The sequence below is a fragment of the Rhizobium sp. SEMIA 4085 genome (assembly GCF_013004495.1).
Lineage (GTDB): Bacteria > Pseudomonadota > Alphaproteobacteria > Rhizobiales > Rhizobiaceae > Rhizobium > Rhizobium gallicum.
In genome coordinates this window covers 1-23,426 of record NZ_JABEPH010000046.1, presented here as the reverse complement: position 1 = coordinate 23,426, position 23,426 = coordinate 1, and the positions used below count along the sequence as shown (strand labels likewise).

At 58.3% G+C, this 23,426-nt stretch carries 27 protein-coding genes and 1 pseudogene; 14 read left to right on the top strand and 14 right to left on the bottom strand.

Features of this window, described 5'->3' with window-relative positions; all coding sequences use genetic code 11:
• The first annotated feature begins 68 nt into the window (after positions 1 to 68).
• The 3 genes from C9413_RS07395 to C9413_RS07385 are packed head-to-tail and all read left to right on the top strand — an operon-like array spanning position 69 to position 2,816.
• Positions 69 to 380, top strand: coding sequence for a hypothetical protein (locus C9413_RS07395; protein ID WP_039845878.1), 312 nt, complete (start codon positions 69 to 71; stop codon positions 378 to 380).
• Between the two features lie 43 nt (positions 381 to 423).
• Entirely contained in the window at positions 424 to 1,848 is a 1,425-nt protein-coding gene (locus C9413_RS07390) for a DUF3300 domain-containing protein (protein WP_039845877.1), read from the top strand.
• 32 nt (positions 1,849 to 1,880) lie between these two features.
• Entirely contained in the window at positions 1,881 to 2,816 is a 936-nt protein-coding gene (locus tag C9413_RS07385; RefSeq protein ID WP_039845876.1) for a DUF2950 family protein, read from the top strand.
• Here C9413_RS07385 and C9413_RS07380 read toward each other — a convergent pair.
• Together C9413_RS07380 and C9413_RS07375 are read right to left on the bottom strand one after the other, a co-directional pair.
• Positions 2,779 to 3,318 (bottom strand): CYTH domain-containing protein, encoded by a 540-nt coding sequence (locus C9413_RS07380; RefSeq protein WP_063855994.1) that lies wholly within the window; start codon positions 3,316 to 3,318, stop codon positions 2,779 to 2,781. The two genes, C9413_RS07385 and C9413_RS07380, sit on opposite strands and share 38 nt — an antisense overlap.
• Positions 3,319 to 3,374: 56 nt before the next feature.
• Positions 3,375 to 3,839 (bottom strand): hypothetical protein, encoded by a 465-nt coding sequence (locus tag C9413_RS07375; protein WP_039846948.1) that lies wholly within the window; start codon positions 3,837 to 3,839, stop codon positions 3,375 to 3,377.
• A 455-nt stretch (positions 3,840 to 4,294) separates the two neighbouring features.
• On the opposite strand from C9413_RS07375, the gene C9413_RS07370 reads away from it, so the two are divergent.
• Both C9413_RS07370 and C9413_RS07365 read left to right on the top strand, forming a co-directional pair.
• The gene (locus C9413_RS07370; protein WP_039845875.1) at positions 4,295 to 4,534 is read left to right on the top strand and encodes a hypothetical protein; all 240 of its coding nucleotides are present in this window, start codon (positions 4,295 to 4,297) and stop codon (positions 4,532 to 4,534) included.
• Positions 4,535 to 4,554: 20 nt separating this feature from the next.
• Entirely contained in the window at positions 4,555 to 4,908 is a 354-nt protein-coding gene (locus C9413_RS07365) for an EF-hand domain-containing protein (RefSeq protein ID WP_170250321.1), read from the top strand.
• Positions 4,909 to 4,992: 84 nt separating this feature from the next.
• Here C9413_RS07365 and C9413_RS33125 read toward each other — a convergent pair.
• Positions 4,993 to 5,253 (bottom strand): annotated as a pseudogene (locus tag C9413_RS33125) (recombinase family protein); the annotation flags it as partial.
• A 355-nt stretch (positions 5,254 to 5,608) separates the two neighbouring features.
• On the opposite strand from C9413_RS33125, the gene C9413_RS07360 reads away from it, so the two are divergent.
• Positions 5,609 to 5,908 carry a DUF1778 domain-containing protein gene (locus tag C9413_RS07360; RefSeq protein ID WP_039845873.1) on the top strand — a complete coding sequence of 100 codons (300 nt, stop codon included), beginning with the start codon at positions 5,609 to 5,611 and terminating at the stop codon, positions 5,906 to 5,908.
• Between the two features lie 3 nt (positions 5,909 to 5,911).
• Positions 5,912 to 6,436 (top strand): GNAT family N-acetyltransferase, encoded by a 525-nt coding sequence (locus tag C9413_RS07355; RefSeq protein WP_039845872.1) that lies wholly within the window; start codon positions 5,912 to 5,914, stop codon positions 6,434 to 6,436.
• Positions 6,437 to 6,599: 163 nt separating this feature from the next.
• Here C9413_RS07355 and C9413_RS07350 read toward each other — a convergent pair whose 3' ends face one another.
• Positions 6,600 to 6,896, bottom strand: a complete 297-nt coding sequence (locus tag C9413_RS07350; protein WP_170250318.1) for a hypothetical protein — start codon at positions 6,894 to 6,896, stop codon at positions 6,600 to 6,602.
• Between the two features lie 47 nt (positions 6,897 to 6,943).
• On the opposite strand from C9413_RS07350, the gene C9413_RS07345 reads away from it, so the two are divergent.
• The 3 genes from C9413_RS07345 to C9413_RS07335 are packed head-to-tail and all read left to right on the top strand — an operon-like array spanning position 6,944 to position 9,365.
• The gene (locus C9413_RS07345) at positions 6,944 to 7,924 is read left to right on the top strand and encodes a quinoprotein relay system zinc metallohydrolase 2 (protein WP_170250317.1); all 981 of its coding nucleotides are present in this window, start codon (positions 6,944 to 6,946) and stop codon (positions 7,922 to 7,924) included.
• A 29-nt stretch (positions 7,925 to 7,953) separates the two neighbouring features.
• Positions 7,954 to 8,769, top strand: coding sequence for a quinoprotein dehydrogenase-associated SoxYZ-like carrier (locus C9413_RS07340; RefSeq protein WP_170250316.1), 816 nt, complete (start codon positions 7,954 to 7,956; stop codon positions 8,767 to 8,769).
• Between the two features lie 11 nt (positions 8,770 to 8,780).
• Complete coding sequence (locus tag C9413_RS07335; protein ID WP_039845870.1) at positions 8,781 to 9,365, top strand: rhodanese-like domain-containing protein; 585 nt, start codon at positions 8,781 to 8,783, stop codon at positions 9,363 to 9,365.
• 267 nt (positions 9,366 to 9,632) lie between these two features.
• Here the strand turns inward: C9413_RS07335 and ugpC are convergent, their stop codons facing one another.
• The 10 genes from ugpC to C9413_RS07285 form a co-directional block, all read right to left on the bottom strand.
• Complete coding sequence (ugpC, locus tag C9413_RS07330; protein WP_039845869.1) at positions 9,633 to 10,766, bottom strand: sn-glycerol-3-phosphate ABC transporter ATP-binding protein UgpC; 1,134 nt, start codon at positions 10,764 to 10,766, stop codon at positions 9,633 to 9,635.
• A gap of 85 nt (positions 10,767 to 10,851) precedes the next feature.
• On the bottom strand, positions 10,852 to 12,057 hold the full coding sequence (locus C9413_RS07325) for an extracellular solute-binding protein (RefSeq protein ID WP_170250319.1): 1,206 nt from the start codon (positions 12,055 to 12,057) through the stop codon (positions 10,852 to 10,854).
• A gap of 74 nt (positions 12,058 to 12,131) precedes the next feature.
• Positions 12,132 to 12,989 carry a carbohydrate ABC transporter permease gene (locus C9413_RS07320; protein WP_022718731.1) on the bottom strand — a complete coding sequence of 286 codons (858 nt, stop codon included), beginning with the start codon at positions 12,987 to 12,989 and terminating at the stop codon, positions 12,132 to 12,134.
• Complete coding sequence (locus C9413_RS07315; protein ID WP_022718732.1) at positions 12,986 to 13,870, bottom strand: sugar ABC transporter permease; 885 nt, start codon at positions 13,868 to 13,870, stop codon at positions 12,986 to 12,988. The genes C9413_RS07320 and C9413_RS07315 overlap by 4 nt, the downstream gene beginning before the upstream one ends.
• Positions 13,871 to 13,883: 13 nt before the next feature.
• Complete coding sequence (locus C9413_RS07310) at positions 13,884 to 15,041, bottom strand: Gfo/Idh/MocA family oxidoreductase (RefSeq protein WP_039845867.1); 1,158 nt, start codon at positions 15,039 to 15,041, stop codon at positions 13,884 to 13,886.
• Positions 15,042 to 15,171: 130 nt separating this feature from the next.
• The gene (locus tag C9413_RS07305; RefSeq protein ID WP_039845866.1) at positions 15,172 to 15,696 is read right to left on the bottom strand and encodes a GNAT family N-acetyltransferase; all 525 of its coding nucleotides are present in this window, start codon (positions 15,694 to 15,696) and stop codon (positions 15,172 to 15,174) included.
• A gap of 18 nt (positions 15,697 to 15,714) precedes the next feature.
• Complete coding sequence (locus tag C9413_RS07300) at positions 15,715 to 16,593, bottom strand: carbohydrate ABC transporter permease (protein WP_039845865.1); 879 nt, start codon at positions 16,591 to 16,593, stop codon at positions 15,715 to 15,717.
• Positions 16,590 to 17,489 (bottom strand): sugar ABC transporter permease, encoded by a 900-nt coding sequence (locus tag C9413_RS07295; RefSeq protein WP_039845864.1) that lies wholly within the window; start codon positions 17,487 to 17,489, stop codon positions 16,590 to 16,592. The genes C9413_RS07300 and C9413_RS07295 overlap by 4 nt, the downstream gene beginning before the upstream one ends.
• A complete protein-coding gene (locus C9413_RS07290) occupies positions 17,486 to 18,601 on the bottom strand; it encodes an ABC transporter ATP-binding protein (RefSeq protein WP_039846944.1) in 1,116 nt (371 codons plus the stop codon). The genes C9413_RS07295 and C9413_RS07290 overlap by 4 nt, the downstream gene beginning before the upstream one ends.
• A 122-nt stretch (positions 18,602 to 18,723) precedes the next feature.
• Positions 18,724 to 19,980 (bottom strand): ABC transporter substrate-binding protein, encoded by a 1,257-nt coding sequence (locus C9413_RS07285; protein WP_039845863.1) that lies wholly within the window; start codon positions 19,978 to 19,980, stop codon positions 18,724 to 18,726.
• Positions 19,981 to 20,173: 193 nt separating this feature from the next.
• Between C9413_RS07285 and C9413_RS07280 the strand changes: the two genes are divergently transcribed.
• From C9413_RS07280 to C9413_RS07265, 4 genes are all read left to right on the top strand, one after another.
• Positions 20,174 to 20,938, top strand: a complete 765-nt coding sequence (locus C9413_RS07280; RefSeq protein ID WP_039846943.1) for a GntR family transcriptional regulator — start codon at positions 20,174 to 20,176, stop codon at positions 20,936 to 20,938.
• A gap of 615 nt (positions 20,939 to 21,553) precedes the next feature.
• Positions 21,554 to 21,862: a GNAT family N-acetyltransferase gene (locus C9413_RS34400; protein WP_323808228.1), complete on the top strand. Its 309-nt coding sequence runs from the start codon at positions 21,554 to 21,556 to the stop codon at positions 21,860 to 21,862.
• Between the two features lie 266 nt (positions 21,863 to 22,128).
• Positions 22,129 to 22,674, top strand: a complete 546-nt coding sequence (locus C9413_RS07270) for a DUF1269 domain-containing protein (protein ID WP_039845861.1) — start codon at positions 22,129 to 22,131, stop codon at positions 22,672 to 22,674.
• A gap of 109 nt (positions 22,675 to 22,783) precedes the next feature.
• Positions 22,784 to 23,426, top strand: a 643-nt coding sequence (locus tag C9413_RS07265; protein WP_348648766.1) for a PHB depolymerase family esterase, incomplete at its 3' end; no start/stop codon positions are given.

Below are 23,426 nucleotides of genomic sequence, written 5' to 3'. Positions count from 1 at the left end.
CCTCTGTCCTGAGCAGGCGCTATATAATGGGGCCATCTGCTTAACTCGTTTCAATGGCAGGGGTGGGGATGACCTCGGGAAAAAGCAATTCGACCTATGTCTCCATTCTCGAGATGGCCGAGGCGCATTTCTCCGACCAAAAGAGGCTAGTGCAGCGACTTTTTTATGTGAATGAGGCATTTCACAGCATGTGCGAGGATCTGGCCGCTGCAGCGGACGCTTTGGCGCATGTCGAACACCTGCCCGACACCCTTCGGGAAGCGCGGCGGCAAGAATATTCCGCCCTGGTTGATGCCCTTTTGAAGGAAATGGGAGAGGCGCTTGCCCAGTCGAAAATCGTGATGCTCAGGCGGCCACCGGATACACCGAGATCTCCGTAGGGCACGCATCATAGAGACTGGTTTGATAGGAGATCGATGCGCCATGAAAACAATTTCCCGCAGGCTGTTCGGCGGACTGTCAGCCCTCGCAATCATATCGTTGCATCCTGCCCCACCGGCCTACTCGCAAACACCGACACCAACGCCAAAACCCCCCTCCGCGCAGACTGTCGAGGTCGAGACGGAAACTGACCTGCTTTCCGACGACGAGCTTGAGGTTCTTGTGGCCCGCATCGCGCTTTATCCGGATGAACTTGTCGCCGCGATCTCCGCGGCTTCACTGTTTCCGCTACAGATCGTGGAGGCAGCCCGCTTCCTGGAGGCTAAGAAGAATAAGGATCTCAAGCCGAAAGACGAGTGGGACGGCAGCGTCATCTCGCTTCTGAATTATCCCGATATCGTCCAAATGATGAGCAACGATCTCGATTGGACGCAGTCGCTGGCCGGTGCGCTCACCAATCAGCAAAAGGACGTGCTCATTGCCATTCAGCAGCTTCGCGACGAGGCGGTGGCAAAGGACATCATCAAGACGGACGATAAGGTGACTGTTGTCACGGAGAACGAAAACATCGTCATAAGGCCGACCAATCCGGAGAAGGTTTACATCCCGCAGTACCCCCCGGAAATGTTCTATGAACCGGGCTACGCGGTCGAGCCGATCTCCTACTATCCCGATTCCTACGACAGCTACTACTATCCAGGCGCCGCATTCTTCGCTGCGGCGGTAACCGGGGTGGCATGGGCCGCCGTCGTTAACTGGGACGACTGGGGCGTGTGGGGCGGCGATTGGGGTGGTGACGTCGACATCGACTGCAACAACTGCTTCAATGATCGAGATTTCAATGGCAAGGTCAAGTGGAACGACGTCGACTGGACCAAGGTGGACCGAAGCAAGCTGAGTGTCGGAAAGGATCAGATCGCCAATCTCGACCGTTCGGCGATCAAGTCCAGCCTTCAGTCCGACAACCGCAACCAGCTCAAGAACAAGGTTAGCAATCGCCAAGGCAACGTCGGGCCGGGTACCAGAGACATCAGCGCCCGAGCTGACGACATCCGCAAGGGTACGGCAGAAGGCCTAAAGGCAAATCCGAGATCGCAGGCGGGAAATGTCGCCGCCAATCGACCGGGCGCCTCCCGTGCGGATGCTCGTCCAGGCAATGCGGGCAATCGCCCGGCCGCTGCTGCCAACCGTCCATCAAAACCGGCCGCCAAGGCCAGCAAGAAGCCAAGCGGTAAGAAGATGGCGGCGCGACCCGACAATCGTTCACGCCAGCCAAGTGCGCTCGGCAACGTTCAGTCCGGCCGCCGCGAAGCGGTTGCTTCCAAGCGAGGAGGGCAGAGCATGGGAGGCGGGCATCGCGGTCCGCCCCGCGTTGCCCAAAATCGCCCACCCCCGAGGATGCAGGGCGGCGGCCGTGGTGGCGGTGGTCGCGGTGGCGGCGGTCGTGGTGGTGGTGGCCGGCGGTAGGGATTCGCTTTTGAGATGATCGGAGACAAACCATGAGACTACGGTTGAAATTGATCCCGCTGCTGCTCGGAACGGCCCTCTCCCTGGTTTTCGCGGCCCCGTCCACGTCCCAGATGCAGACGGACCTTTCGGAGTTCGCAGCCGGAACCGCGCCATCGTTCAACGATCCCTCGGCGGCTCTTGAGCGGTTCAAGACCGTGCTCAGCGCCAACGATCTTGACGGTTTAGCAAATCTCCTTGGCTTGGATGCTGCCAAGCTGCGGTCCAGCAACGAGGCCATGATAAGCTATGGTCTCATCCGCGAGGGCGCTGCGCGGCAATTGCGCCTTCAGGATTTGGGAGATCGCAAGATCGTTTCCGTGGGAGACGTCTTGTGGCCGTTGCCCTTTCCCCTGTCGCAGGACAAGGACGGCAAGTGGGCATTCGATACTGCGGTAGGGCTACAGGAAATCGTCAACCGTCGCATCGGCGCCAACGAACTCGCAACGATCCAGACCATGCAGGACTATGTTGCGGCCCAGCGTGAATATGCGTCTGAGGATCGCGATGGGGACGGCATTTACGAATATGCACAGAAGCTGATCAGCAGTCCCGGCAAGGTGGACGGTCTATACTGGGATCCGAGCGTGTATGGTGAAGACAGCCCGGCAAGTGCTCTGGTCCAGACGGCCGCCTTTGACAAAGCCAAGCGTGGCGAGGGTTACTTTGGATATCGCTATCGCATCTTGACGGGACAGGGAGAAAACGTGCTCGGCGGAAAGCAAAGCTATGTCGTCAACGGCCACATGACAGCGGGTTTTGCATTGCTTGCCTGGCCGGTCAAATATCGGGTGACCGGCGTGCAGACATTTATCATCAATGGGGTGAGCGTCATCTACGAACGCGACCTGGGACCGCAGACAGAAGAGCGGGCCGCGGGGATCAAAGACTTCAATCCAGACTCCAATTGGACGACTGTCCGCGACTAGCGCTGCGGATGCTTTCGTGCGGCACAGGAGGGCTCGCGGTCACACAGCGACCTGCGGCCATCGCGCGATTGGAGTATTTTTGGTCGCCCGTAACCTCTCTGCCAAGCCAGCCCGGCAAAGCGAGTATGTCGTGCTCGTTCGACATTTCGATTTCCGCAATCGTCAGTCCTTCGTACGCGCCGGAATAGACATCGATCTCCCAAATGGCGTCGCCATGAGAGACTATGTGTCTTGTCTTTTCAAGAACGGTGCCGTTTACGTGTCGCAAAAGCTCACACGCCTCGAAGACAGGAATGTTGTATTCGTATTCCTCCCTCGCCAGACCGCGGGAAGCGAACTTGACAGTGAGACGGGCCGAGGTTCCGTCGATCACCCGAATGCGCACCGATCTCTCACGATGCCGCGACAGATATCCCTGTTGAAGCGTATGCGACACGACAAGGCTTGTGCGCCAACTGTCGTTGCATACGAGAAACTTTCGCTCGATTTCTATCGTCTTCACGACCAATCTCCCGCCCTGCAAACATCAACCGAGCACTTGGCGGCGGCCGGCTTGGATTATTCGACAGGCGGCTGCCAGGTCAGGAAGAAGCCGACGTCGCCGGGGATGCCTCCCGGGAAATTGATGATCACGGCTTTGAGGCCGTAGCCCTGAGGCTTTGCGACTTCTTGAAAGAGATCGTAAAACTCCTTTGCCTTGCCTTGCAGGGTATTCTGCCATCCGGGCAGGTTGTTGTTGATGCCTCGGCCGCTGTCCGTGCAGAGACTGGACGGGAAGCTGAAGATCATCGCCTCGTATTTCCCGTCCGCTGCGGCTTTCATCACCAGGCGCTTGATGATGGCGCGTTCATTTTCGCTGATTTGCTTGCGGAAAAAGTCCTCCAAGAACTCGGCATGTTTCTTTGCTTCGCGAGCCTTTATCTTTTCGTCGCGCTCCATCTCCAGAAGCTGAAGTTCGAGGGCCCGTTTGCGCAGCTCTTCGGCGCTGGTCATCGACTGAGGGGTCGTCTCGCTTGCAGTCATCGCCATGTCCTCCGAAATTTGAGAGATGATAGGGCGATTGAAAGCGCTAGGGCAGTAACATACGCCTCCCCCGGGGGAGTATACGGTATGTTACGTTTGGCTTTCGGATTGCTTACGTTGCACCCGTTAACAGCAGGCGACATGCGGCGAGCTCGGCCGCACCTCATCTATGCCCGGTCTTGGAGCTCTGAACCCATCTTTCTGATCTCGCTTCGGCAACAGCGGTCGAGACAGACGCCCGAGTGTTGTCTTCGTTCATGTGCAGTGGTAGTATTAGCCAGCAACGTTGAAGCTTCATCGCGCACGCTGCAGGTTTATCTGTGAGTTGCTTCTGATAAGCATAAGAATCTCTCGCACATTGAGGGACTTAATCAGAAGCTTATCTTCGTCCGAGGCCACTCATTGGCGCCTCCGCCGTCTGTCTTAAACGTGAACGGAAATGCTGGGAGGAAAAAATGACCAAGTGCACGATAAGTATTACTCTCATAGGCTGCCTTGCCTTGTCTGGTTGCCAATCTGCTGCAACCTCGCAAGGAGGACGTAGTAACGAGTTCGGCTGCATCGCCGGTACGGTCGGCGGCGCGGTCGTCGGCGGTCTGGTCGGCGCGACCATTGGCTCGGGGACCGGGCAGCTTTGGGCTGTTGGCGGCGGCGCCACGCTGGGTGCTGCGGGCGGCAGTGCCTTGACCTGTTAATGATGCGAAAGGCCGGAATGATGAAAAGAGTCGCCCTACTGACGGGATTCGCTTTTTTTACCGCCATTGCGGCCGCCGCGCAGAATCAACCGACGGCCATGAACCAAGGCCAAATGGATCGCCTCGACCGCAACAAGAACGGAGCGGTCGAGCGATCTGAATATCAGGCCTTTATGACCTCGGCCTTCGCGAGCATGGACAAGAACAGGGACGGAAGCCTGAATTCCGATGAAGTTGCCCGAGTTCTGAATGCCCAGCAATTCGCCGCCATCGACGCCAACGGCGACGGCAAGGCCAGCCAGAATGAGTTTCTCAACAAGGTGATGACGGACTTCAAGGCCGCCGACCGCGGCGGCGACGGGAGCCTGCAGTAGTACAAAACCCAAGAGCGACCCTAACGCCAAGGAAAGCGTGGCTGCCCCACTTCTACGCGGTGGCGACACCATGCGCTCGTAGAGGCCGGCCATGTCCTCCTGATCACGCGACAGGCGATCCATCGCCCCGGCCAGCACGAATTGGAAGCGTCCACGCGTCGCGTCGGAGATCAGTGCCTGGATGCCGGGGCGGAGAAGGGAGGTGCCGGAAATGGCGTGGTCGGTATGATCCCCAACCACCTGCCAGCCCTGCTTCAGCATGAAGGCGGCAGATGCGGAGCTGGTCGGTGGTGGAAGCGTCCCGCTGATTGTCGGAGGATAGCGGGCGTAGATGGCGACTTTCAAATCACGTCTCCCAGCGTCTTCGGGAACCGTTTCACCCCCGCCTTTTCATCTGCGCGTCGAAGTTTTGACGCGCCATTTGCCTGCCGAGGCGGGCGAGTTGGACGAGCCCAGGGTCCCGGTCGCCGCGCGACGTAAACGTCAGTTCGGGCGCGTCGAGAAGCATCGCGTCGACCAACTCTTCACGCTCGTTTTGCTTCGCTGTCCAGGTTTTGCGTGCTTCCGGGGAATTCGAAGGTGAATAGTCGGCGTTGATCGGAGCGGATGGGCGCAGCGTGAGCGCGCCAGCGCAGCTGGGCACGCTAGCAACGTATTGCATTTGACGCTACAATTATTATGTTGCGCCCAGGAGATAGACATGGCCACCACAGTCGAACGTAAGGAATACCCGATCTCGATGCGTCTGCCCGAGGCGGACGTCGCAATGATCGATCGTGCTGCCACCTTGCGTGGCCGGTCGCGCACGGACTTCGTGCGCGATGCGGCCGTGCGCGCGGCCGAAGAGGTGGTGATGGAGAACCGCCTGATCAGGATGAGCCCAGAGGGCTTTGCCGACTTCATGGATGTCCTGTCCCGTCCGGCTGCGCCGGTTCCCGAGGTGGTGGAACTGGCTAAGCGAGCCTCGCCTTGGGAAGCTGGCTACGTCGCGAAGCGGTGAGCCGTGACACTATCGGCTCCTGAACCGCTTTCCGCGGCGCATGACGTTTCCGAATTCTCCTGCGGCAAGCCTACGCTCGATCATTGGCTGAAGGTGCGCGCGTTCTCTAATCAGGAAAGGGGCTTCACGGCGGTTCTCGTTGTCCACGCGGCCGGGCGCGTTGTCGGGTATTACGGCTTGGCCCCCACGGCCGTCGTTCCTTCGATCTTGCCGCGCTCGATACGCACGGGGCAACCACCTGATCCGGTTCCCTGTTTCCTTCTTGGCCAGCTTGCCACGGATACAGGTTGGGCCGGGCGTGGCATTGGCACAGGTCTGGTGAAACACGCCCTGGAGCGATGCGTTCAGGCCGCCGTTCTCATTGGCGGACGGGCATTGATGGTCAACGCCGTCGATCACGAAGCCGGTCAATTCTGGCAGCGCCGAGGTTTCACGCCCTCGAAGGACGACCCGCTCGTCCTGTTTCGCTCGATCGCTGCAATCGCCGCATCGCTGGCGGACGCGCAGCAGCAAGAGCGAGGTAGATAAGCCTGAAGCCTTCGCAATTCGGGCAACTCGGCTAAAAGCCCAAAAAGAATGCAGATACAGGCCCATTTTTTCCGCTCGGCTTTTGCCTCGCGGACCTGCCGTAGATGTTGAGCTTCAGCGTTCATCTAAGGATCTGATCCCGCTGCCGAGGTTGCCGGACCGGTCAGAGCAGCCGGTGATGCCGATGAATGCCGAAACGATAGATGCCGGTTTCATTGAGATGGTCCAGGGCTGGCGTGCTGCGTACCCCTTCGGAACGTCCCGATCGAGCAGGGGAGGTTGTGGCAGCATCGCGGTCGTGGCGAAATTTAAAGACGCAGGTGCAGGCGCGCTCGGAAGCCAAATGGCACTGCCACCACCCAATCGCATGCAGCTGAAATGGGTCCCATCCACGAGTGTCGAGCGCGATCATGAACAGGTCGATGAACGCTTTTGCCTCGACTACCCCTTCCTCGGCCAACAGCTAATGACGGCTACCAGATCAGTCGCAACGTGGTAGTCTTAAACATGTCAAGAGACAAGCTCACATGGGTCGATCATGCTGGACGGTCCGCCGGTGGCGTTTGCTTCACGCGGCGTGAGGCGATTGCGCTTGGTCTCTGTCTGTGCTGTCTGCCGGCGCGTGGATTTGCTGCCGATTCCTTTTCGTTGAACGAGGTTGGGAACGGCCTCTTCATTCGTGCGGCGCCGCACGAGGAAGCCACACGGGCCAACAACGGAGGCATTGCAAACATAGGCTTTATCATCGGACGCGACAGCGTGCTGGTGATCGATCCTGGAGGCAGTCTAGCAGACGGGCAATGGCTTCACTCACAAATCAGGAAACGGACCAACAAGCCGATCCGGCATGTTGTGATATCCCACGTTCATCCCGATCATTGCTTTGGCGCTTCGGCCTTTGCTGAAGAACAGCCGGAATTTATCGGCCATCACGCTTTGAGCCCCGCTCTTAATGCGAGGGCAAGCCATTATCGCGAGCGTCTTGTCGAGGTTCTCGGATCTCAAAGCGTTGGCGGTATTGTTTATCCTACCCGGGAGATTGAAGGTGCGGGCGAAGTTGATCTCGGCGATCGCATTATCCGGATCACAGCGCATGACACCGCGCATACCGATTGCGACCTGTCGATGTTCGATACGTCCACGGGAACGTTGTTTCCTGCGGACCTGCTCTTCGTCGATCGCGTTCCCTCGCTGGATGGCAGCCTGCCCGGATGGTTGAATGAAGCCAAGCGGCTCGAAGGCATTGGTGCCGCTCGCGCGGTGCCGGGTCATGGACCGGCAATGGTGGACTTCGGACCGGCGATGGCAAAACAGGTACGCTATCTTACGGTTCTCCGCGATGAAACACGCAAGGCGATAGCGGAGGGCGTTGAGATCGACAAGGCCAGCCGAGTGGTAGCTGCGGGAGAAGGCGAGGGCTGGGCGCTGTTCGATGACTATAACGGCCGCAACGTCATTCAAGCTGACAAGGAGCTTGAATGGGAGTAGTGTAAGATTGAAAGAAGGAGGAGACAGTGATGGAGATATTGCGACCGATCTTCGGGGTGGCTCTCATCACGGCGATCTGCGCTGGGCCGGTTCCCGCCGCAGACTCGTCCCAGGCGGATGCCAAGCGGGAGGAGCGCTGGCAACTGATTGCCGATTACCTTTTCGACGACCGGGAAGTTCTCCCGACCGATTCATTGATCAAAATCGATGCGCCAAAGCGCGCGCAGGATGCTGCGCTCGTGCCGATCACGCTGACAATGCCCCAAAAGGACAAAATCAAATCGGTTTATCTTGTTATCGATGACAATCCTGCGCCGCTGGCCGCTCATGTCACCTTCGGGCCGGCCGCGGACTCAGGCACGTTGCAGCTGCGTGTGCGGATCGACACCTACACAAACGTTCACGCTGTTGCCGAGACGAAAGACGGAAAACTGTTTTCGACTGCCGCCTTTGTGAAGGCATCAGGCGGCTGCTCGGCGCCTTCCGGCCCCAGCGACGCGGAAGCGATGAAGGGGATGGGGGAAATGAGGATGAAATTCGCCGAAAGCATTCAGCAGGGAAAACCTGCCGAGGCAACGCTGATGATCCGCCACCCGAACTTCAGCGGAATGCAGATGAACCAGCTCACCCGGCATTTCACGCCGGCGCGTTACCTCGAGAAGATGACTGTCTCCTACGGGGATCAGACCGTCCTGGACATTGTGGGCGATATTTCCCTGTCTACAAATCCCGTAATGGGCTTCAATTTTGTGCCCCGCGGCGACGGACCGATGAAGGTGGTCGCGTCCGACACCAAGGGTGGGCGTTGGGAACAGAGTTTCAAGGTGCCTCCGGCCACGAATTAAGAGGTGCGGACATGTCGGGGCTGATTGGAACCTTGCTGAGGGCTGCCGCCTCACTCGCGATTGCGTTGTTTCTGACCGCTGCCAGCACGCAATGGTCCTTGGCCGAAGTGCGCGAGCCGAACGGCTTGTGGACTGGCCCGATGCGGGGGCAGACACCGACGACGCTCAGAGGTGCCGTCGTCATCGATCTGGCAGGCCTTGAGGCGCTGATGCCTAAAAATCCGGTGCTTCTCGATGTTGGCCCCGCCGATAAGAAGCCGGAAGAATTTCCCAAGGATCGGCTTTGGCTGCCGACCCATCGCTCCATTCCGGGCGCAGCATGGTTTCCGGGCGCCGGCGCAGCGGCTTTTGGGCCGACGCAAGAGGAAGTTTTTTTTCGTCGCGTAGAGGAACTGACGCAAGGAGACAGCTCAAAGCCCATCGTTACTTTCTGCCGTCCCGAGTGCTGGGGTAGTTGGAACGCTGGAAAACGGCTGGTGATGAAGGGCTATACCAGCGTTTATTGGTTCCCAGGCGGAATCGACAGTTGGCAGGAGGTCCACGACGCGGTCGAAATCAAGCCAGACGGGGATTGGCACTCAGAGGCGGCGAAATAGTCACAAAGCGGCTTCGACCGTTAGCCCAGTTGGCATCGGAAAGGTGGCAGATGAGGAGATGAGTCGCTGTCTTCAGATCGTGGACGGGTTCAGCTCTGAAGAGCCGACGAGCCGATGCCGCTCAAGGGGCATCGGTTGCGCACCGCATGCTTCCTCATCACCGGCCTGCCGGAACTGGGGCTCGACACGCCCTTTATATCGCCGCCTTGCCAGCCATCCGCTTCGACCCCGCCATGAAGGCTTTCTACACAAATCTCGGGCGATAACCTAGGCTGCGGTCGGGTCAAGCACGGTCATGTCAATTTCCGTGAGTTCCACGCGGCGCTCGAAGGCAATGCCGGCCTCATCGAAGAGGTGGCAATCTGTGGCGTTGATCCCCGTGACGACAGGCGTATCGGCGCGAATTCCGACACTGCCGGGAAGCATCGCGCAGTAGTTTTCGCCCTCGCCGTTAAGCGAGGCGTAGGCGACCGTATGGGCGCCAAGCCGTTCGATAACGGTCGGCGTAACCGTCAGCGAGATGTCGCCGGATCCAAGCTGCACATGCTCCGGCCGGATGCCGAGCGTAAGCGTCTTGCCGATCATGCCCTCGCGCGGAGCAACCGGCAAAGTGGCGGTCTGCCCGCCATGGTCCACCTCCACGCCGGCATCGCTGACGCTTTTGCAGGTAACCGGCAGGAAGTTCATTTTCGGATTTCCGATGAAACCGGCAACAAAGAGGTTGGTCGGCTTGTGATAGAGCTCCAGTGGTGCACCGGTCTGAGAGATATCGCCGGCATCCAGCACGACGATGCGGTCGGCCATGGTCATGGCTTCCACCTGATCGTGCGTCACGTAAATCATTGTGGCCTTCAACTGGCGATGCAGTTTTGCAAGCTCGATGCGCATATCGGCGCGTAGCGCCGCATCGAGGTTCGACAGCGGTTCGTCGAAGAGGAATATCTTCGGCTCGCGCACGATGGCGCGGCCGATTGCGACACGTTGGCGCTGGCCGCCAGACAGCATGCCGGGCTTCTGCTGCAAGCGCTGATCAAGATGGAGAATACGCGCCGCATTCTCGACCTTTGCCTTGAGCTTTGACTCCTCCATCTTCTCGACGCGGAGCGGAAAGGCGATGTTTTCGAATACGGTCATGTGCGGATAAAGCGCGTAGGACTGGAACACCATGGCAATGCCGCGTTTGACCGGCGGCAGGTCGTTGACCCGGATACCATCGATGACGATGTCTCCGGCAGTTGTCGCATCGAGACCGGCGATCATGCGCAGGAGGGTGGATTTGCCGCAACCTGAGGGACCAACGAAGACAACGAACTCGCCGTTCTTCACATCGAGCTGGACGCCCTTCAGAACTTCGTAGTCGCCGTAGAATTTCTGAACCTTATTGAGAAAAAGCTGTCCCAAAACCTGTCTCCGGTCGCCGCTGCAGCAGCACTTGCACAATCAGGAAGGATCGCGGGTTGTTGCTTCCCCGCGATCCCCATGAAGACTACTTGAACGCTTCGATTTCGCCAGCAGCCTTCTTGAGTGCGTCGGCCGGCTGAGCCTGACCGGTCACGACGGATTGCACCATCGCAATCATCGAGTTCTGGAAGCCCTTATAGTCGGTGAAAAGGGGTTCCGGACCACCGTAGCTGATGCCGTCGATCAAGGGCTTCCAGTAAGGCTTTTCAGTCACCAGCTTGTCGATATTCGGCGACGGCCGAAGCGGCGTCAGACCGGATTCGCCGTTGAGCTCATATTCCTCCTGGGGACCGGGAGAGGTGATGAACTTGGCGAATTCGATTGCCTTGTCCTCGACGCCCGAACCCTTGAAGATCGCAAGACTGTCGGTGATCAGCAGAGTACCCGGGCCCTTGGCCTGCGGGCCAAGCGGCAGGGTCGTGATGCCCCAGTCGATCTTGGTGTCCTTCAGGCGGTAGGCAGCACAGGAACCCGCCTGGATCATCGCGACCTTGCCGTCGAGGAAGATGGCGCGGACTTCGTTCTGCTCGTAGGCCGTCGGGCCTTCTTCTGAATAGGGCACAATGCTCTTATAGGCCTCCAGCGCTTTCAGCACTTCGGGGCTATCGAGGGTAATTTTGCCTTCCGCGTCCGTCACCGTGCCGTTGTTGGTGTAAACCCAGTGCATGAACTGATGCATTGTGTTGTCGAAGGTCTTGGCCGAAAGGCCGAAGCCGGGGATTCCGGTTTTCTCCTTGATGATCTTGGCATATTCGATTTCCTCGTCCCAGGTCTTCGGCGGCTTCTCGGGATCAAGGCCAGCCTGCTTGAAGAGATCCTTGTTCCAGTAAAGCGCCTTTGTCGAAAATGCGATCGGAACGCCCCATTGTGTGCCGTCGAAGGTGACGGTGTCGACGATGTGCGGATAGTAGGCCTTCTTTTCCTCGTCGGTCATCGGCACCTCGACGATCAGGTCGTTCTGGGCAAATTCCTTGAGGGTACGCGAACCGACATAGGCCATCGCGACTGGCGTGCCAGCCGCAGCAAGCGTCGTTGCCTTGTCCTGGCACTGGGCCCAGCCAACGACTTCCGGCGTGATCTTCCAGCCGGTGTTCTTTTCTTCCCACTGCTTGATGTACTTCGCATGGATATCGTCGAGCTTATCGCCGCAATAAATCCAGCTGATCTCCTGGTCGGCGGCTTCGGCCTTAACAACGGTCAACGCCGTCGAACCGAGCAAGGCGAGTGCCATGAGGCCTGTTCTGATGGTAATACTCACGTTGTGACTCCCATTCTTGTGTTAGCTGTTCACTCGTTTTCTTGGTCTTATTGTTTCACCGCACCGGCGGTCAGCCCGCCGACGAGATAGCGTTGCAGGAAGAAGATGACGACCATCGCCGGCAGGATGCCGACGAAGGAGGCCGCCATCAGTTCGTTCCAGATGACCTCCTGCTTACCGAAGTAAGCAAAGAGTCCCACCGGCAGGGGCATGTATTCGGTCTTCGAGTTGAACGTCAGCGCGAAGATGAATTGCTGCGCATAGGCGCCGATGAAAGTGGTGATCGCCACGACGATGATCCCGGGCATTGCGATCGGCAGGATTACACGGCGAAGCGTGTAGAAATGGCTGGCGCCATCCATATACGCGGCTTCATTCAATTCCTGGGGAATGCGGATCATATAGGTCCTGAGAAGCCAGATCGCCGACGGAATGAGGAAGGCCACGCCCGGCACGATCATGGCGAGATAGGTGTTGAGGACGCCCATGCTGCGCATCAGCCGGAAGAGAGGGATCAAGAGTACCGCGCCGGAGAACATGTTGACTGTCAGGAAGGCGCCGAGAAGGATGCCCATGCCCCTGAACTCGAACCGTGCAAAGGCGTAGGACGCCGGGATGACGAGACACAGAACGATTATCGTGACGATGATCGATATGAAGAACGAATTGAAAATATAGCGCCCGAAACCTGGAACGCTGACCCACATCGTTCGGTAGGCCTCGAAGGAACCGTTCTCCGGCCAGAACCGATAAGGCGAGGAAAAGAGCTGGCTCAACGGTTTCAGCGAGACCAGAAAGCCTTCGACGAAGGGCGAAAGAACGAAGGCCAGAAACAGCGCGATGCCGCAATAGATCAGCACGAGTTCCCACCAGCTGTAGCGATCGATCATAGCGGGGCTGCTCATGCGCGCTTCTCCGGGTTGAGACGGCGGGTGACACGAAAATAGGCAAAGCAGAAGAGCGACAGGAAGATGCAGATCAGCACCGCGCGTGCAGCGCCTTCACCGTATTTCTTGGAGCCGATGGCAGTCTGATAGGTATCAATGATCATCGTGGTCGTTTGACCGCTCGGACCGCCCTGGGTCAGAATCCAGATGATATCGAAGGAATTGAACGTGGCGATCAAAGACAGCATCGACATCGTGATGATCGCCGGGACCATCAGCGGCAGCGTGATGCGGCGGAAACGATAAAATCGGCCGGCGCCATCTGTCCAGGCTGCCTCGTAGAGGTCCTTCGGAATGGACTGGATCGCGGCCAGAAAATAGATGGTGACCAGCGGAACGCCGATCCAGACGTCGGTGATGATCGTTGCCCAGAAGGCAGTGCTTCCGTAAGCCAGGAATGCCACTGGTCCGTCGGTCAGGCCGAAGCGCTGCAGAAGGCCGGAGATCATCCCGAACTGTCCGTTGTACATCCACCCCCACATGAAGATGCCGATCGCCATCGGCACGATCCATGGCGGCATGGTGAGCAGGCGGAAAAGCGAGCGGCCGGGCACGGCAGCATTGAGCATCGTCGCGCCGAAGGTGCCGATGATCATTTTGATTGATACCGAAAAGAACGTCCATATGAAGGTGCGGAGGATGACTTCCGCAAATGTGGCGTTGAAGATCTTCTCGTAGTTGATCCAGCCGACCCAGTTCGTCGTCTTCCTGAGCGATGCGTCGGTGAAGGAAAGAATGAACGTATCGACCAGCGGATAGGCGACGATCGCCATGACGTAAAGGACAGCTGGAAGGAGAAGGATCCAGGCGAAGATGACGGTGCTTTTTTGAACACTCATCCTGCCATCCTCCTCAAGCCGCTCTGGCGTGGAGCGCCTCGTCGAAGCGATCCCACACAGGACGCAGATCGACGACTGTCCTCTTCATCCGTGCTTCGTCCATCGCTAACGCAAGGATGCCCGCCTCGAGCGCGTTCAGCGTCGAGACGGGAAGTTCAGTGCCGGTGCGGACGCTGTCGAGCAGGTCGGCGGCCATCTGTTCGTCTGCGCCGTAATGCTGGGAAAGTTCGGTTGCGGCATACTTGGTCTCAACGATCTTCTTTCCGGTCAGCTGCTCGTGCACGTCGAGATAGCCGCGGACGAAATCGCCCTCCGCCATCCCGCGCGAACCCATGATGGCAAAGCGGCGAAACTGATCCGGAACGTTGAGATTGGTGTGGAAATTCATGCCGACGCCATTTGCATATTCGACGATCGCGACCTGATAGTCGATGATGTCGGCATCGCTGTCGAAGACCCTGTCCGATCCCATCCAGCCGCTGGGTTTGCGGTGAAAGAGTTCGAGGTCGTTGATCCCCTCACGCGTTGGATCATTTGCAGGAATGAAGCTCTTGCGTCCGCCGAAGCTTGCGACGCGTTCCGCCCTGGCGCCGACCACGCCGTTGTAAAGGTCGAGGTCATGGCAGCACTTTTCCAGCATGAAACTGCCGGAATAGCGCTCGTAGCGTCTCCAGTCGCGCATGAAGAACGCGCCGTGATAGGGTTCGATATGTTCGGATGCCTCGATCGAGACGATCTGGCCGAGCTTGCCGGCTGCCTGGATGGCGCGAAGGTCCTTGTAGAGCGGCGAATACCGCAGCACCAGGCCGACCATCAGCCGTTCATGGCCGAACTTTGCCATTAGCCTGGCGAGCTCGATGCTTTCGGCGATCGTGGTGACGATCGGCTTTTCGCAAAACACTTTCAAGCCGGCCTCAAGGCCCAGCCGGATGTGTTCCAGATGCATGTGGTTGGGCGAGCCGATCATCAGGAGGTCGAGCTTTTCGCCGGCAAGAAGTTCCTCAGGCGACGCGTACGCCTTGCCGACCGAAATACCCTTTTCCGTCAAGCCGGGGAGACCGGCAGGCTCCGGATCGACGTAGCCTGCGATTTCGAAGCTGCTGTCGATAGCCTTGAAGACATAGCCAAGATAGCCGAGCCGGAATCCCAGCCCTACGATTCCCACTTTCATGCTAAAGTCGTTCCCATTTCGTAATTTATTTTCTTCAGGTTGGGGCAAAAATTACAAGTCGTCAACTGTTAACGCGGCTTCTCCCGAAATCATGAAATTAATTTTCATGAGCCGAAAATGGATCGCGATATCACCTCTGCATTTCCGTTGGCAGTTTCTCAGATTCCGAGACTTCGCTTGGAGTGGCTATCGCAAGCATGTCGCGATAAATTCCCGGAACAGATCCTTCGATCGGGATCGCGCCAACGCTGCGGCGATAAAATTCCATCGGGCCGGCGCCGCCAATGACGCCATAGGCGTAACCCTGGGCGCGCATGTCGAGCAGGGTTGTAATCAGCAAGGCCTGACCGACGCCATGACCGCGGGCTGAAACATCCACGCCTGTGGGCCCGAAGAAGCCTTTGGCCGTCGCCTCGTGGCAAGCAAAGCCGATGAGCTCACCGCCTTTGACGGCAACAAAACACGACGGCGGCTGGCGCATTGTGGCAACGGTCGCCTCCGACGCCCATCCGGCGCCAAAGCGCGGCTCGATCCACGAGGTGAGTGCTTTGAGCTCGGGTGCAAGCACCCGGCGGATCAGGATGTCCTGATCTGCCAAACGCTTCTCCAAGGCGGAATCAGGTTTAAGTTCGTAGAGTTTCACCAACATGTCCATGACTGTGTCCTTTGTCTTTCATCCCTTGACCGCGCCTGCCGTCAGACCCGCAACGATGCGGCGCTGGAAGAAAAGCACCACCAAGATGAGGGGGAGGGTGACGGTAACCGAGGCGGCCATGATCTGGCCGAAGGGATATTCGTAACGGCTGTTTCCAGCAATGAGGCCGATTGCAACCGGCACCGTGCGGTTCTCGTCCGTCAAAGTGAAGGTGAGTGCGAAGAGGAACTCGTTCCACGCCAGGATGAAGGCCAAAATGCCGGTGCTGGCGAGCGACGGACCCATCAGCGGCAGCAGGATCTTCATCAGAATGCGAAAATGCGAGCATCCGTCGATGATTGCCGCTTCTTCCAGCTCACGCGGGAATTCCCGGATGAAGGTCGTGAGAACCCAGGTCGTGAACGGCACTGTCGAGAGAAGATAAGTCAGAACCAGTGCGCTTGGACGATTGAACAACCCCATCCAGTTGATCAGCTCGAACATGCCGGAGAGAACGACGACCTGCGGAAAGATCGAGATCATCAGGATGATCATCAGCAGTGTCCGGCGCTGCGGAAAATCGATCCGCCCGAGCGCATAAGCGGCACTAAGGCCGATAAAAAGCGACAAGAACGTCGTCGCCACCGCGACATAGGCGGAATTGAGAAGCGAGCCCATGAAGACCGGATTGTCGATCAGCTGCCGGTAGTAGGTGAAATCGAGCGCGGGAACGAGTGCTGCCCGGTAGAGCGCTGCGCCCTGCTTCGTCGAAGACACGAAAGCCCAATAATAGGGGAAAAGCGTGTAGATCAGCACGAGCAGGAGTGCTGCGGACTGAAAGAGCCTCACGATGCGTCGCCGCACCCGGTAGTAGGCAGCAGGTTTGCGTACCGCTCTGTAGAGTGCAACCTCCGTCATTTCGTCAGCTCCCCGCTTGCGCGATCGAGACGTAGCGCGCCGATGATGATGATGGCGGCGAGCGCCACCAAGAGGAACACCCATGTCGATGCGGCCGAGCCGACACCCAGCTCCTGAAAGCTGATGAGCCTGTCACGCGCATAGATCGACACAGTCATGACATTCTCATTGCTGGCAGCCATGACATAGGCAAGGTCGAACATCCGAAGGGCATCGAGCACGCGAAAGAGCACGGCCACGCCGATGGCCGGCCGAAGCATCGGCAAGGTGATCGACCAGAAGCGCTTCCATGCCGGAATGCCGTCCACCTCTGCAGCTTCGAATATTTCCGGCGAAATCAGCTGCAGTCCGGCAAGGATCAACAGGACCATGAAGGGCGTCGTCATCCACACGTCGGCAAAAATGATGACGCCCATGATCAGCGAGCTGCTCGCCGTCCAGGCTATTCCGTGATCGATAAAGCCCAGTCCGATCAGGATCTTGTTAAGCACCCCGAACTGGTCGTTCAGCATCCATTCCCAGATTTTTGCGGAAACGACGACGGGGATCGCCCAAGGGACGAGGATGGCAGCACGCACCAGCCCCCGTCCCGGGATGGCCTCATTGATCAAAAGCGCAATTGCAAGGCCGAGAACGGTTTCTATAGCAACCGAAATGACCGTGAAGACGATGGTGTTCCTGACGGCCACCCACCAGCTTCTGTCGTTGATCACGTCGAGAAAATTATCGATCCCAACCATGGAATAGATGGAAGGATCATCAAGATAGGCATCGGTGAAGGAAAAGAAGAAGGTCCGCGCGAGAGGCCAGACGGCCACGAGCAGCATCACGATGATGACGGGGATGAGGAAAAGCCATGCGGCCAGGTGGTCGCGGCGTGCCAGACGCGCGCTCATTGCTCTGCTGCCCTCACATTGTTGACAATCGCCCTTTTTTGCGGGATCCGCCGCTCAGCCGCGTCGAAGACGAATACCGCCTCGTCAGCAAACTTCAGTCCGATCCGCAGGCCGATCATTTCCTTGGCAGGCGGAACATTCACCCGGATTACCCACACGACCTCTTCCGTAATGCGGCAATAGGCAAAATGCTCATGCCCGAGGTCTTCGACACGCTCCAGGACACCAGACATGCGCCCCGTGCCGGCGGCTGCGATGGTAAGGGCTTCCGGCCTCACGCCGATGGTCGCGGCCGTTGCATCGGAGCCCAGAAATCCTGCATCAACAGAAAGTCCACCGGGGCCTGTAATCTTCTTGCCGCCGGCGGCATCTTGCATGGAAACGGACAGGAAGTTCATCCGTGGGCTTCCGATGAAGCTTGCCACGAAGCGGTTGTCCGGTGCGTGGTAAAGGGTTTGCGGGGTGCCTACCTGCTCGATGCGCCCGTGGTTGAGAACAACGATCCTGTCAGCGAGCGTCATGGCTTCGGACTGATCGTGCGTCACATAGATCATCGTCGTCTTGAGTTCGTCGTGAAGCTTGGCGATCTCCATGCGCATCTCCATGCGCAGATCGGAGTCCAGGTTCGAAAGCGGCTCGTCGAAAAGAAAGATCTCCGGCTGACGGACCAGCGCCCGGCCGATCGCAACACGCTGGCGTTGGCCGCCGGACAACTCTCTCGGACGGCGATCCAGGAGATGATCGACCTTGAGCATTCTTGCAACGGCGAGCACCTTGTCGCTGATGGCGGTCCGCGCAAGACCGAGCGTTTCCAGCGCAAAGCCGATATTGCGCGCAACGCTCATATGCGGATAGAGCGCATAGGATTGAAAGACAAAGGCAACGCCCCTCTTGGAGGCCGGAACGTCGGTGACATCGTCGCCGCCGATGCTGACGGCGCCCTTTGTCGGGGACACCAGACCGGCGACGATACGCAGCAAGGTAGACTTGCCGCAACCCGATGGGCCGACAAAGACGATGAACTCGCCGTCCCTGATCCTGAGATCGACATCTTCGATCACGGAATGCGTGCCATAGCTTTTTGAAACGGAGTCCAGTGAAACCGATGCCATCTTACACCCGAACTTGATTATGCTGAAAAGCAACGGCCACTTCAGTGGCCGGTTGCACGGCAGGTAAGCCGGCTGTGCGAGCAGGCAAGGGGTCCCGCTCGCGCCGGCTTGTCAGAAAAGCCTCAACGGCTCTCCTTCAGCTTCTCAAGTCGCGCTGCAAGGGCGCTCAGCCCTGACTTGATATCGCCGCCGCCTGACAGCATGTCGTGGACCGAGCGATAAAAGGCTTGCGAAACGCGGTTATAGCTCGTGCCGGTATAGCCTGAGGGACGGCTTGCGCTGTCGGCGAATGCCTGCTGGTTGTCCTTGAGGAAGGGCAATTTTGCAAGCACGTCCGGATCGCTGTAAAGCGCCTGGATCGAAGGGTTGTAGGCCGCCTCGATCGCCCGCATCTTCTGCATGTCGGGCGCGGTGATGAAGTTGACGAAATCGGCCGCAACCTCGGGCTTGGCACTGAACTTTGACACGCCGTAATACATCGGGCCGAGGCAGCCGCTCGACTTTTGGCCCTCCTTGCCGACGGGAAGCGGCATCACGCCGACCTTGTCGATGACAGCACTGCCTTTCTGATGGGTCGTTCCCCAAACATAAGGCCAGTTGCGATGGAAAACCGCGTTTCCGGACTCGAAGATCGCGCGGGAGGCTTCCTCGTCGTAGTTCAGCACGCCTTCCGGGCTGATGCTGCCGATCCAGCCTTTGGCCTTCTCTATCGCTTCGGCTGCCTGCGGATTGTCGATCGTCACCTTGCCATCGTCCGAGATGATCGTGCCGCCGCCATTTGAGGCGATCAGTTCGATAGCGTCGCAGGTAAGACCTTCGTAGCTCTTGGCCTGCCAGGCATAGCCCCACATCTCGCCATTGCCGGCGGCGCGTTCCTTGTCCTGGACTTCCTTTGCACTGGCTGCAAGCTCGTCCCAGCTCTTCGGCGGCTGCTTGCCGTATTTCTCCAGAAGATCCTTGCGATAATACATCAGCCCGACATCCATATAGGCGGGCATGGCGACCAGCTTGCCGTCAAGCTTGGCTGCGCCGAGCGTCGAGGCGAAATGCTTGTCCTGGTCTGCCTGCGGCACCAGGGTCTTCAGGTCGAGCAGGTTGTTTTTGAACATGCCGAGCCAGATGACGTCCAGGAACAGGACGTCGATGTCCTTGGATTTCGACGCCAGCAGCTGCTGATAAAGCGGGATCGCATCATCGAGCAAAGCCGGCATCTTGTTGATCTTCGCCTCGTTGCCGGTCTTTTCCTTCCAGGCATTGGCGACCGTCGTACAAAGCTCGAACTCGGTCGGCGAGCAGAATACGGAAATGGTCTCCGCATGGGCGTTCCCGGTCCAAATGCCGACGGAGATGGCTAAGGCAGCAAGGCTTCTCTTCAACATGAACTGTTCCCTTTTTGTGATAGCGCTTCGGTATCTATGGAACTCTATGGCTCCTGGGCACACATTAGGACTGGTTATATCCAGTCATGTCAATATGGACTTTGTCGCAAATTACGTGGAGAGTGGTTGCAAAATGACAGCAAAGGAAAGGGGAACAGGTTTGAACAAGCGTCAGGAGCGCCCGCTTTCCATTATGCCTCAGAGTCTGGTGGACCGCGAAGATCCCCGTCCGCTCCACAAGCAAGTCTATGAAGCGCTTTTGACGTCGATCCGAAACGGCAAGCTGCCGTTGCGGGGAAAATTGCCCTCGGAACGCGAATTAGTTGATCTCTTCGATGTCAGCAGGATTACTATTCGGCACGCAATACGCGAGTTGGTTCAGCAAGGCGTGGTGACGAGCCAGCCGGGCAAAGGGCTGTATGTGGCAGAGCATAGCGGCGGATTCGAGCTGCAGGTTCTCAAGAGCTTTACCGCCACAGCCATTTCGAACGGCCGCGTTCCTGGACATCGCCTGATCGAGGCACGTGTCCTTCGTGCACCGCTGGAGATCAGCCGGCCGCTTTTCCTGCCGCCCGGCGCTGATGTCGTCGTGCTCTCCCGATTGCGCTTGCTCGATGAGATTCCGGTTGTCATTCAGACGGATTGGCTGCCGGCCGCGCGGGTTCCCGGCCTTCTGGACCTGGATTGGACGGTGGGCAACCGCTCGCTCTATGCAGAGCTGCGCCAGCACCATCACATCCATCCGTCGCGCGGGCAAACAACATTGAGCGCGCGTCTGGCGTCTGCTGACGAGGCGGAGATGCTTGGCTTGCATTCACCGGCCGCTGTCCTGACCGTCGATCAGATTGCCTTCGACAACCGCAACCGGCCGGTGAACCTCACGGCCCTTGTGCATCACCCGGAGCGCTATCCCCTGACGCTCGCGCAATCTGAAACGGGCGACATCGCGCAATATTGAAGAGATGTGGACGTCAAGGCGACGCTCTGGGTACAAGAGTGAGGCTTTGCCTCGATCCATGAAACCATGGAGTCCTTCATGAAATCGGGGCTATCGATAAGGTCACGATGACATGAAATGCCGCCCCCGTCATCGCCGCCCATCGGGTCGGGAGAGCATGAAACGAAACTCGCGAACATGGAAATATGTTACTGTAACTCATGGGGTGCAGATGTAGTTTCTGGAGGGATCGGGCGCTGTCGTGTTACTGATGACGAAGACCGACATGGAACAACTGGACTTGAACCAGTTCCCGCGCACGATCCACCTGTGCAGACGTTATGGTGAACATTGTTGACGAGACTACCGCCGCTTTTGGTAGGCGCGTTTTTTAAGTCAGCGCAGCCAACGATCGGACCATTTCATGACGGAAGCGGCCAAGTACTCGGCGATTGAGGTGTTGCGTGACGGACGCCGCGTCGAAATCCGCGCACTGAGACCCGAGGACCGGACTGGACTCGAAGAAGCGTTGGCCGCAGCTCCGCGGAATCCCTCCGCCGACGTTTCTTCGCGGCAAAGCGCAGCTTTACGGAACAGGAAATCGCTTTTTTCGTTGACATAGATTTTGTCAATCATGTGGCTTTGGTAGCAGTAACGGAAGAAAGCGGACGACCGGTAGTCGTCGGAGGTGGACGCTATGTCGTGGTAGAGCCTGGGCAGGCCGAGGTCGCCTTCACCGTCTCCGACCACTGCCAGGGACTGGGCGTCGGCGGGGCACTGATGCGCCACGTCACCGCGATTGCTCGTGAAGCCGGAATCAAGGAACTGATCGCAGAAGTCCTGCCAGAAAACATCCCGATGCTGGCGGTGTTCAACCGAAGCGGATTGCGCTTGAGTACAAAGCGAGAGCGCGGGGTCGTGCATGTCACGCTTCATCTGTTCTGAATGATACGGGATACCAGGGTCGCCTTATTTTGGCTTCAGCATCCCGTAACAGACGCATCGACTCATGGCCGGGGACAATCCCCCCGGGAGCGTCACCGCGCTGGAACTGGACCCTTTGACCGCGCCTGAAGATGATCCCGACCGCTCGGAAACCAAATCTCACATCCCGATGTTAGCGGCAAGGAAGGGTCATATCTAGCTTCTGATCCATGGACGAAATCCACTTGGCTGCTATGTCCTGTCGGATACCAACGCGGAGAAACTCGATGTCAGAACTCGTGGTGCTCGGTTTCGATACCGCCGACAAGGCGGACGCCATTCTCAACCGGCTTGTCCAACTCGAGAAGGAATACCTTGTCGATCTGGAAGACGCCGTGGTCGCAGTCCGCGACAGCTCGGGCAAGGTCCGCCTGAAGCAAAGCCTCAATCTTACCGCGGCCGGCGCGGCCAGCGGCGGTGTTTCTGGTGCTCTGTGGGGATCGCTGGTCGGTCTCCTGTTCCTCAACCCGCTGGCGGGCATGGTCCTCGGTGGCGCCTTCGGCGCCGGATCGGGTGCGCTTGCCGGTTCAATAACCGACTATGGGATCGACGACGATCTCATCAAACGGCTGGCCGAAGCGATTCCGGCCAATAGCTCGGCGCTGTTCCTTCTCGTCCGGAAGGCGCAGCCCGAGAAGGTGCTGGAAGCATTCAAGGGTGAGCGTGCCAAGGTCCTGCGCTCGTCGTTGTCTCCAGAGCAGGAGGAGCGCCTACGTCAGGCCCTCGCCGCCGAACCGCTCGTCCCATCTGCTCCGCCTTCGTCCAGCGTGTGATGTCTGCTGGACCATTTGCGAACAGCGTTAGAAGTTTGACGCTTTTCTGTCGACGGTTGCCTTTGGCAACGGGAGAATCGTCGAAGAGCTCGTGGTAGGGACGTAGCCCGTGAAGGTGCGATTTGCGAAGTCTTTCTCGCGATTATTGAAGACGCAGAGGAAGTTTCAGAGCCTCTTCGAAAAGGCTTGGAAAAATTCGCAGGCGAAAACGAGATCAACGTCGACAGTATCGAAAGGCGGCGTAAGTCCGGTCCTTCGCGAGGTAGTCGGCTTCGGCAGTAATCCTGGACGGCTCGGGATGAAACTTTTTCTTCCGAAGCGATTGCCAGCAAAGCCGCCGCTCGTCGTGATCCTTCATGGGTGCCGGCAGACGCCTGAGAGCTTCGACGCTGCAAGCGGGTTTTCCAGGCTCGCTGCCCAGCGCGGATTTGTTCTCCTTTATCCGCAACAGAAGAATGCCAACAATGCCCACGGCTGCTTCAACTGGTTTCGGCCAAGCGCGGTAGCGCGCGACCGCGGCGAGTTGATGTCTGTCCGGCAGATGATCGAACATGCCATTGACCGCCACCGGATCGATCGGTCCCGGATCTACATTGCGGGGTTATCTGCGGGCGGAGCAATGACATCGGCCCTTATCGCAACATATTCCGGCCTGTTTGCCGGTGCCGCGATCGTCGGCGGAATGCCCTTTGGGACCGCAAGGGACGCAGTATCCGCTTTGCGGGCGATGAAATCCGGCACTGCGCCTCCAC

Bases quoted from the DNA above. Each gene is read 5' to 3' on its own strand.
- C9413_RS07375 (WP_039846948.1), bottom strand. From the start codon at position 3,839: ATGACTGCAAGCGAGACGACCCCTCAGTCGATGACCAGCGCCGAAGAG.
- C9413_RS07295 (WP_039845864.1), bottom strand. From the start codon at position 17,489: ATGAGCGCGCGTCTGGCACGCCGCGACCACCTGGCCGCATGGCTTTTC.
- C9413_RS07325 (WP_170250319.1), bottom strand. From the start codon at position 12,057: ATGGCACTCGCCTTGCTCGGTTCGACGGCGTTGACCGTTGTTAAGGCC.
- C9413_RS07290 (WP_039846944.1), bottom strand. From the start codon at position 18,601: ATGGCATCGGTTTCACTGGACTCCGTTTCAAAAAGCTATGGCACGCAT.
- C9413_RS07310 (WP_039845867.1), bottom strand. From the start codon at position 15,041: ATGAAAGTGGGAATCGTAGGGCTGGGATTCCGGCTCGGCTATCTTGGC.
- C9413_RS07370 (WP_039845875.1), top strand. From the start codon at position 4,295: ATGACCAAGTGCACGATAAGTATTACTCTCATAGGCTGCCTTGCCTTG.
- C9413_RS07365 (WP_170250321.1), top strand. From the start codon at position 4,555: ATGAAAAGAGTCGCCCTACTGACGGGATTCGCTTTTTTTACCGCCATT.
- C9413_RS07300 (WP_039845865.1), bottom strand. From the start codon at position 16,593: ATGACGGAGGTTGCACTCTACAGAGCGGTACGCAAACCTGCTGCCTAC.
- C9413_RS07395 (WP_039845878.1), top strand. From the start codon at position 69: ATGACCTCGGGAAAAAGCAATTCGACCTATGTCTCCATTCTCGAGATG.
- C9413_RS07345 (WP_170250317.1), top strand. From the start codon at position 6,944: ATGTCAAGAGACAAGCTCACATGGGTCGATCATGCTGGACGGTCCGCC.
- C9413_RS07335 (WP_039845870.1), top strand. From the start codon at position 8,781: ATGTCGGGGCTGATTGGAACCTTGCTGAGGGCTGCCGCCTCACTCGCG.
- C9413_RS07385 (WP_039845876.1), top strand. From the start codon at position 1,881: ATGAGACTACGGTTGAAATTGATCCCGCTGCTGCTCGGAACGGCCCTC.
- C9413_RS07270 (WP_039845861.1), top strand. From the start codon at position 22,129: ATGTCAGAACTCGTGGTGCTCGGTTTCGATACCGCCGACAAGGCGGAC.
- C9413_RS07340 (WP_170250316.1), top strand. From the start codon at position 7,954: ATGGAGATATTGCGACCGATCTTCGGGGTGGCTCTCATCACGGCGATC.
- C9413_RS07390 (WP_039845877.1), top strand. From the start codon at position 424: ATGAAAACAATTTCCCGCAGGCTGTTCGGCGGACTGTCAGCCCTCGCA.
- C9413_RS07315 (WP_022718732.1), bottom strand. From the start codon at position 13,870: ATGAGTGTTCAAAAAAGCACCGTCATCTTCGCCTGGATCCTTCTCCTT.
- C9413_RS07305 (WP_039845866.1), bottom strand. From the start codon at position 15,696: ATGGACATGTTGGTGAAACTCTACGAACTTAAACCTGATTCCGCCTTG.
- C9413_RS07280 (WP_039846943.1), top strand. From the start codon at position 20,174: ATGCCTCAGAGTCTGGTGGACCGCGAAGATCCCCGTCCGCTCCACAAG.
- C9413_RS07285 (WP_039845863.1), bottom strand. From the start codon at position 19,980: ATGTTGAAGAGAAGCCTTGCTGCCTTAGCCATCTCCGTCGGCATTTGG.
- C9413_RS07320 (WP_022718731.1), bottom strand. From the start codon at position 12,989: ATGAGCAGCCCCGCTATGATCGATCGCTACAGCTGGTGGGAACTCGTG.
- C9413_RS07360 (WP_039845873.1), top strand. From the start codon at position 5,609: ATGGCCACCACAGTCGAACGTAAGGAATACCCGATCTCGATGCGTCTG.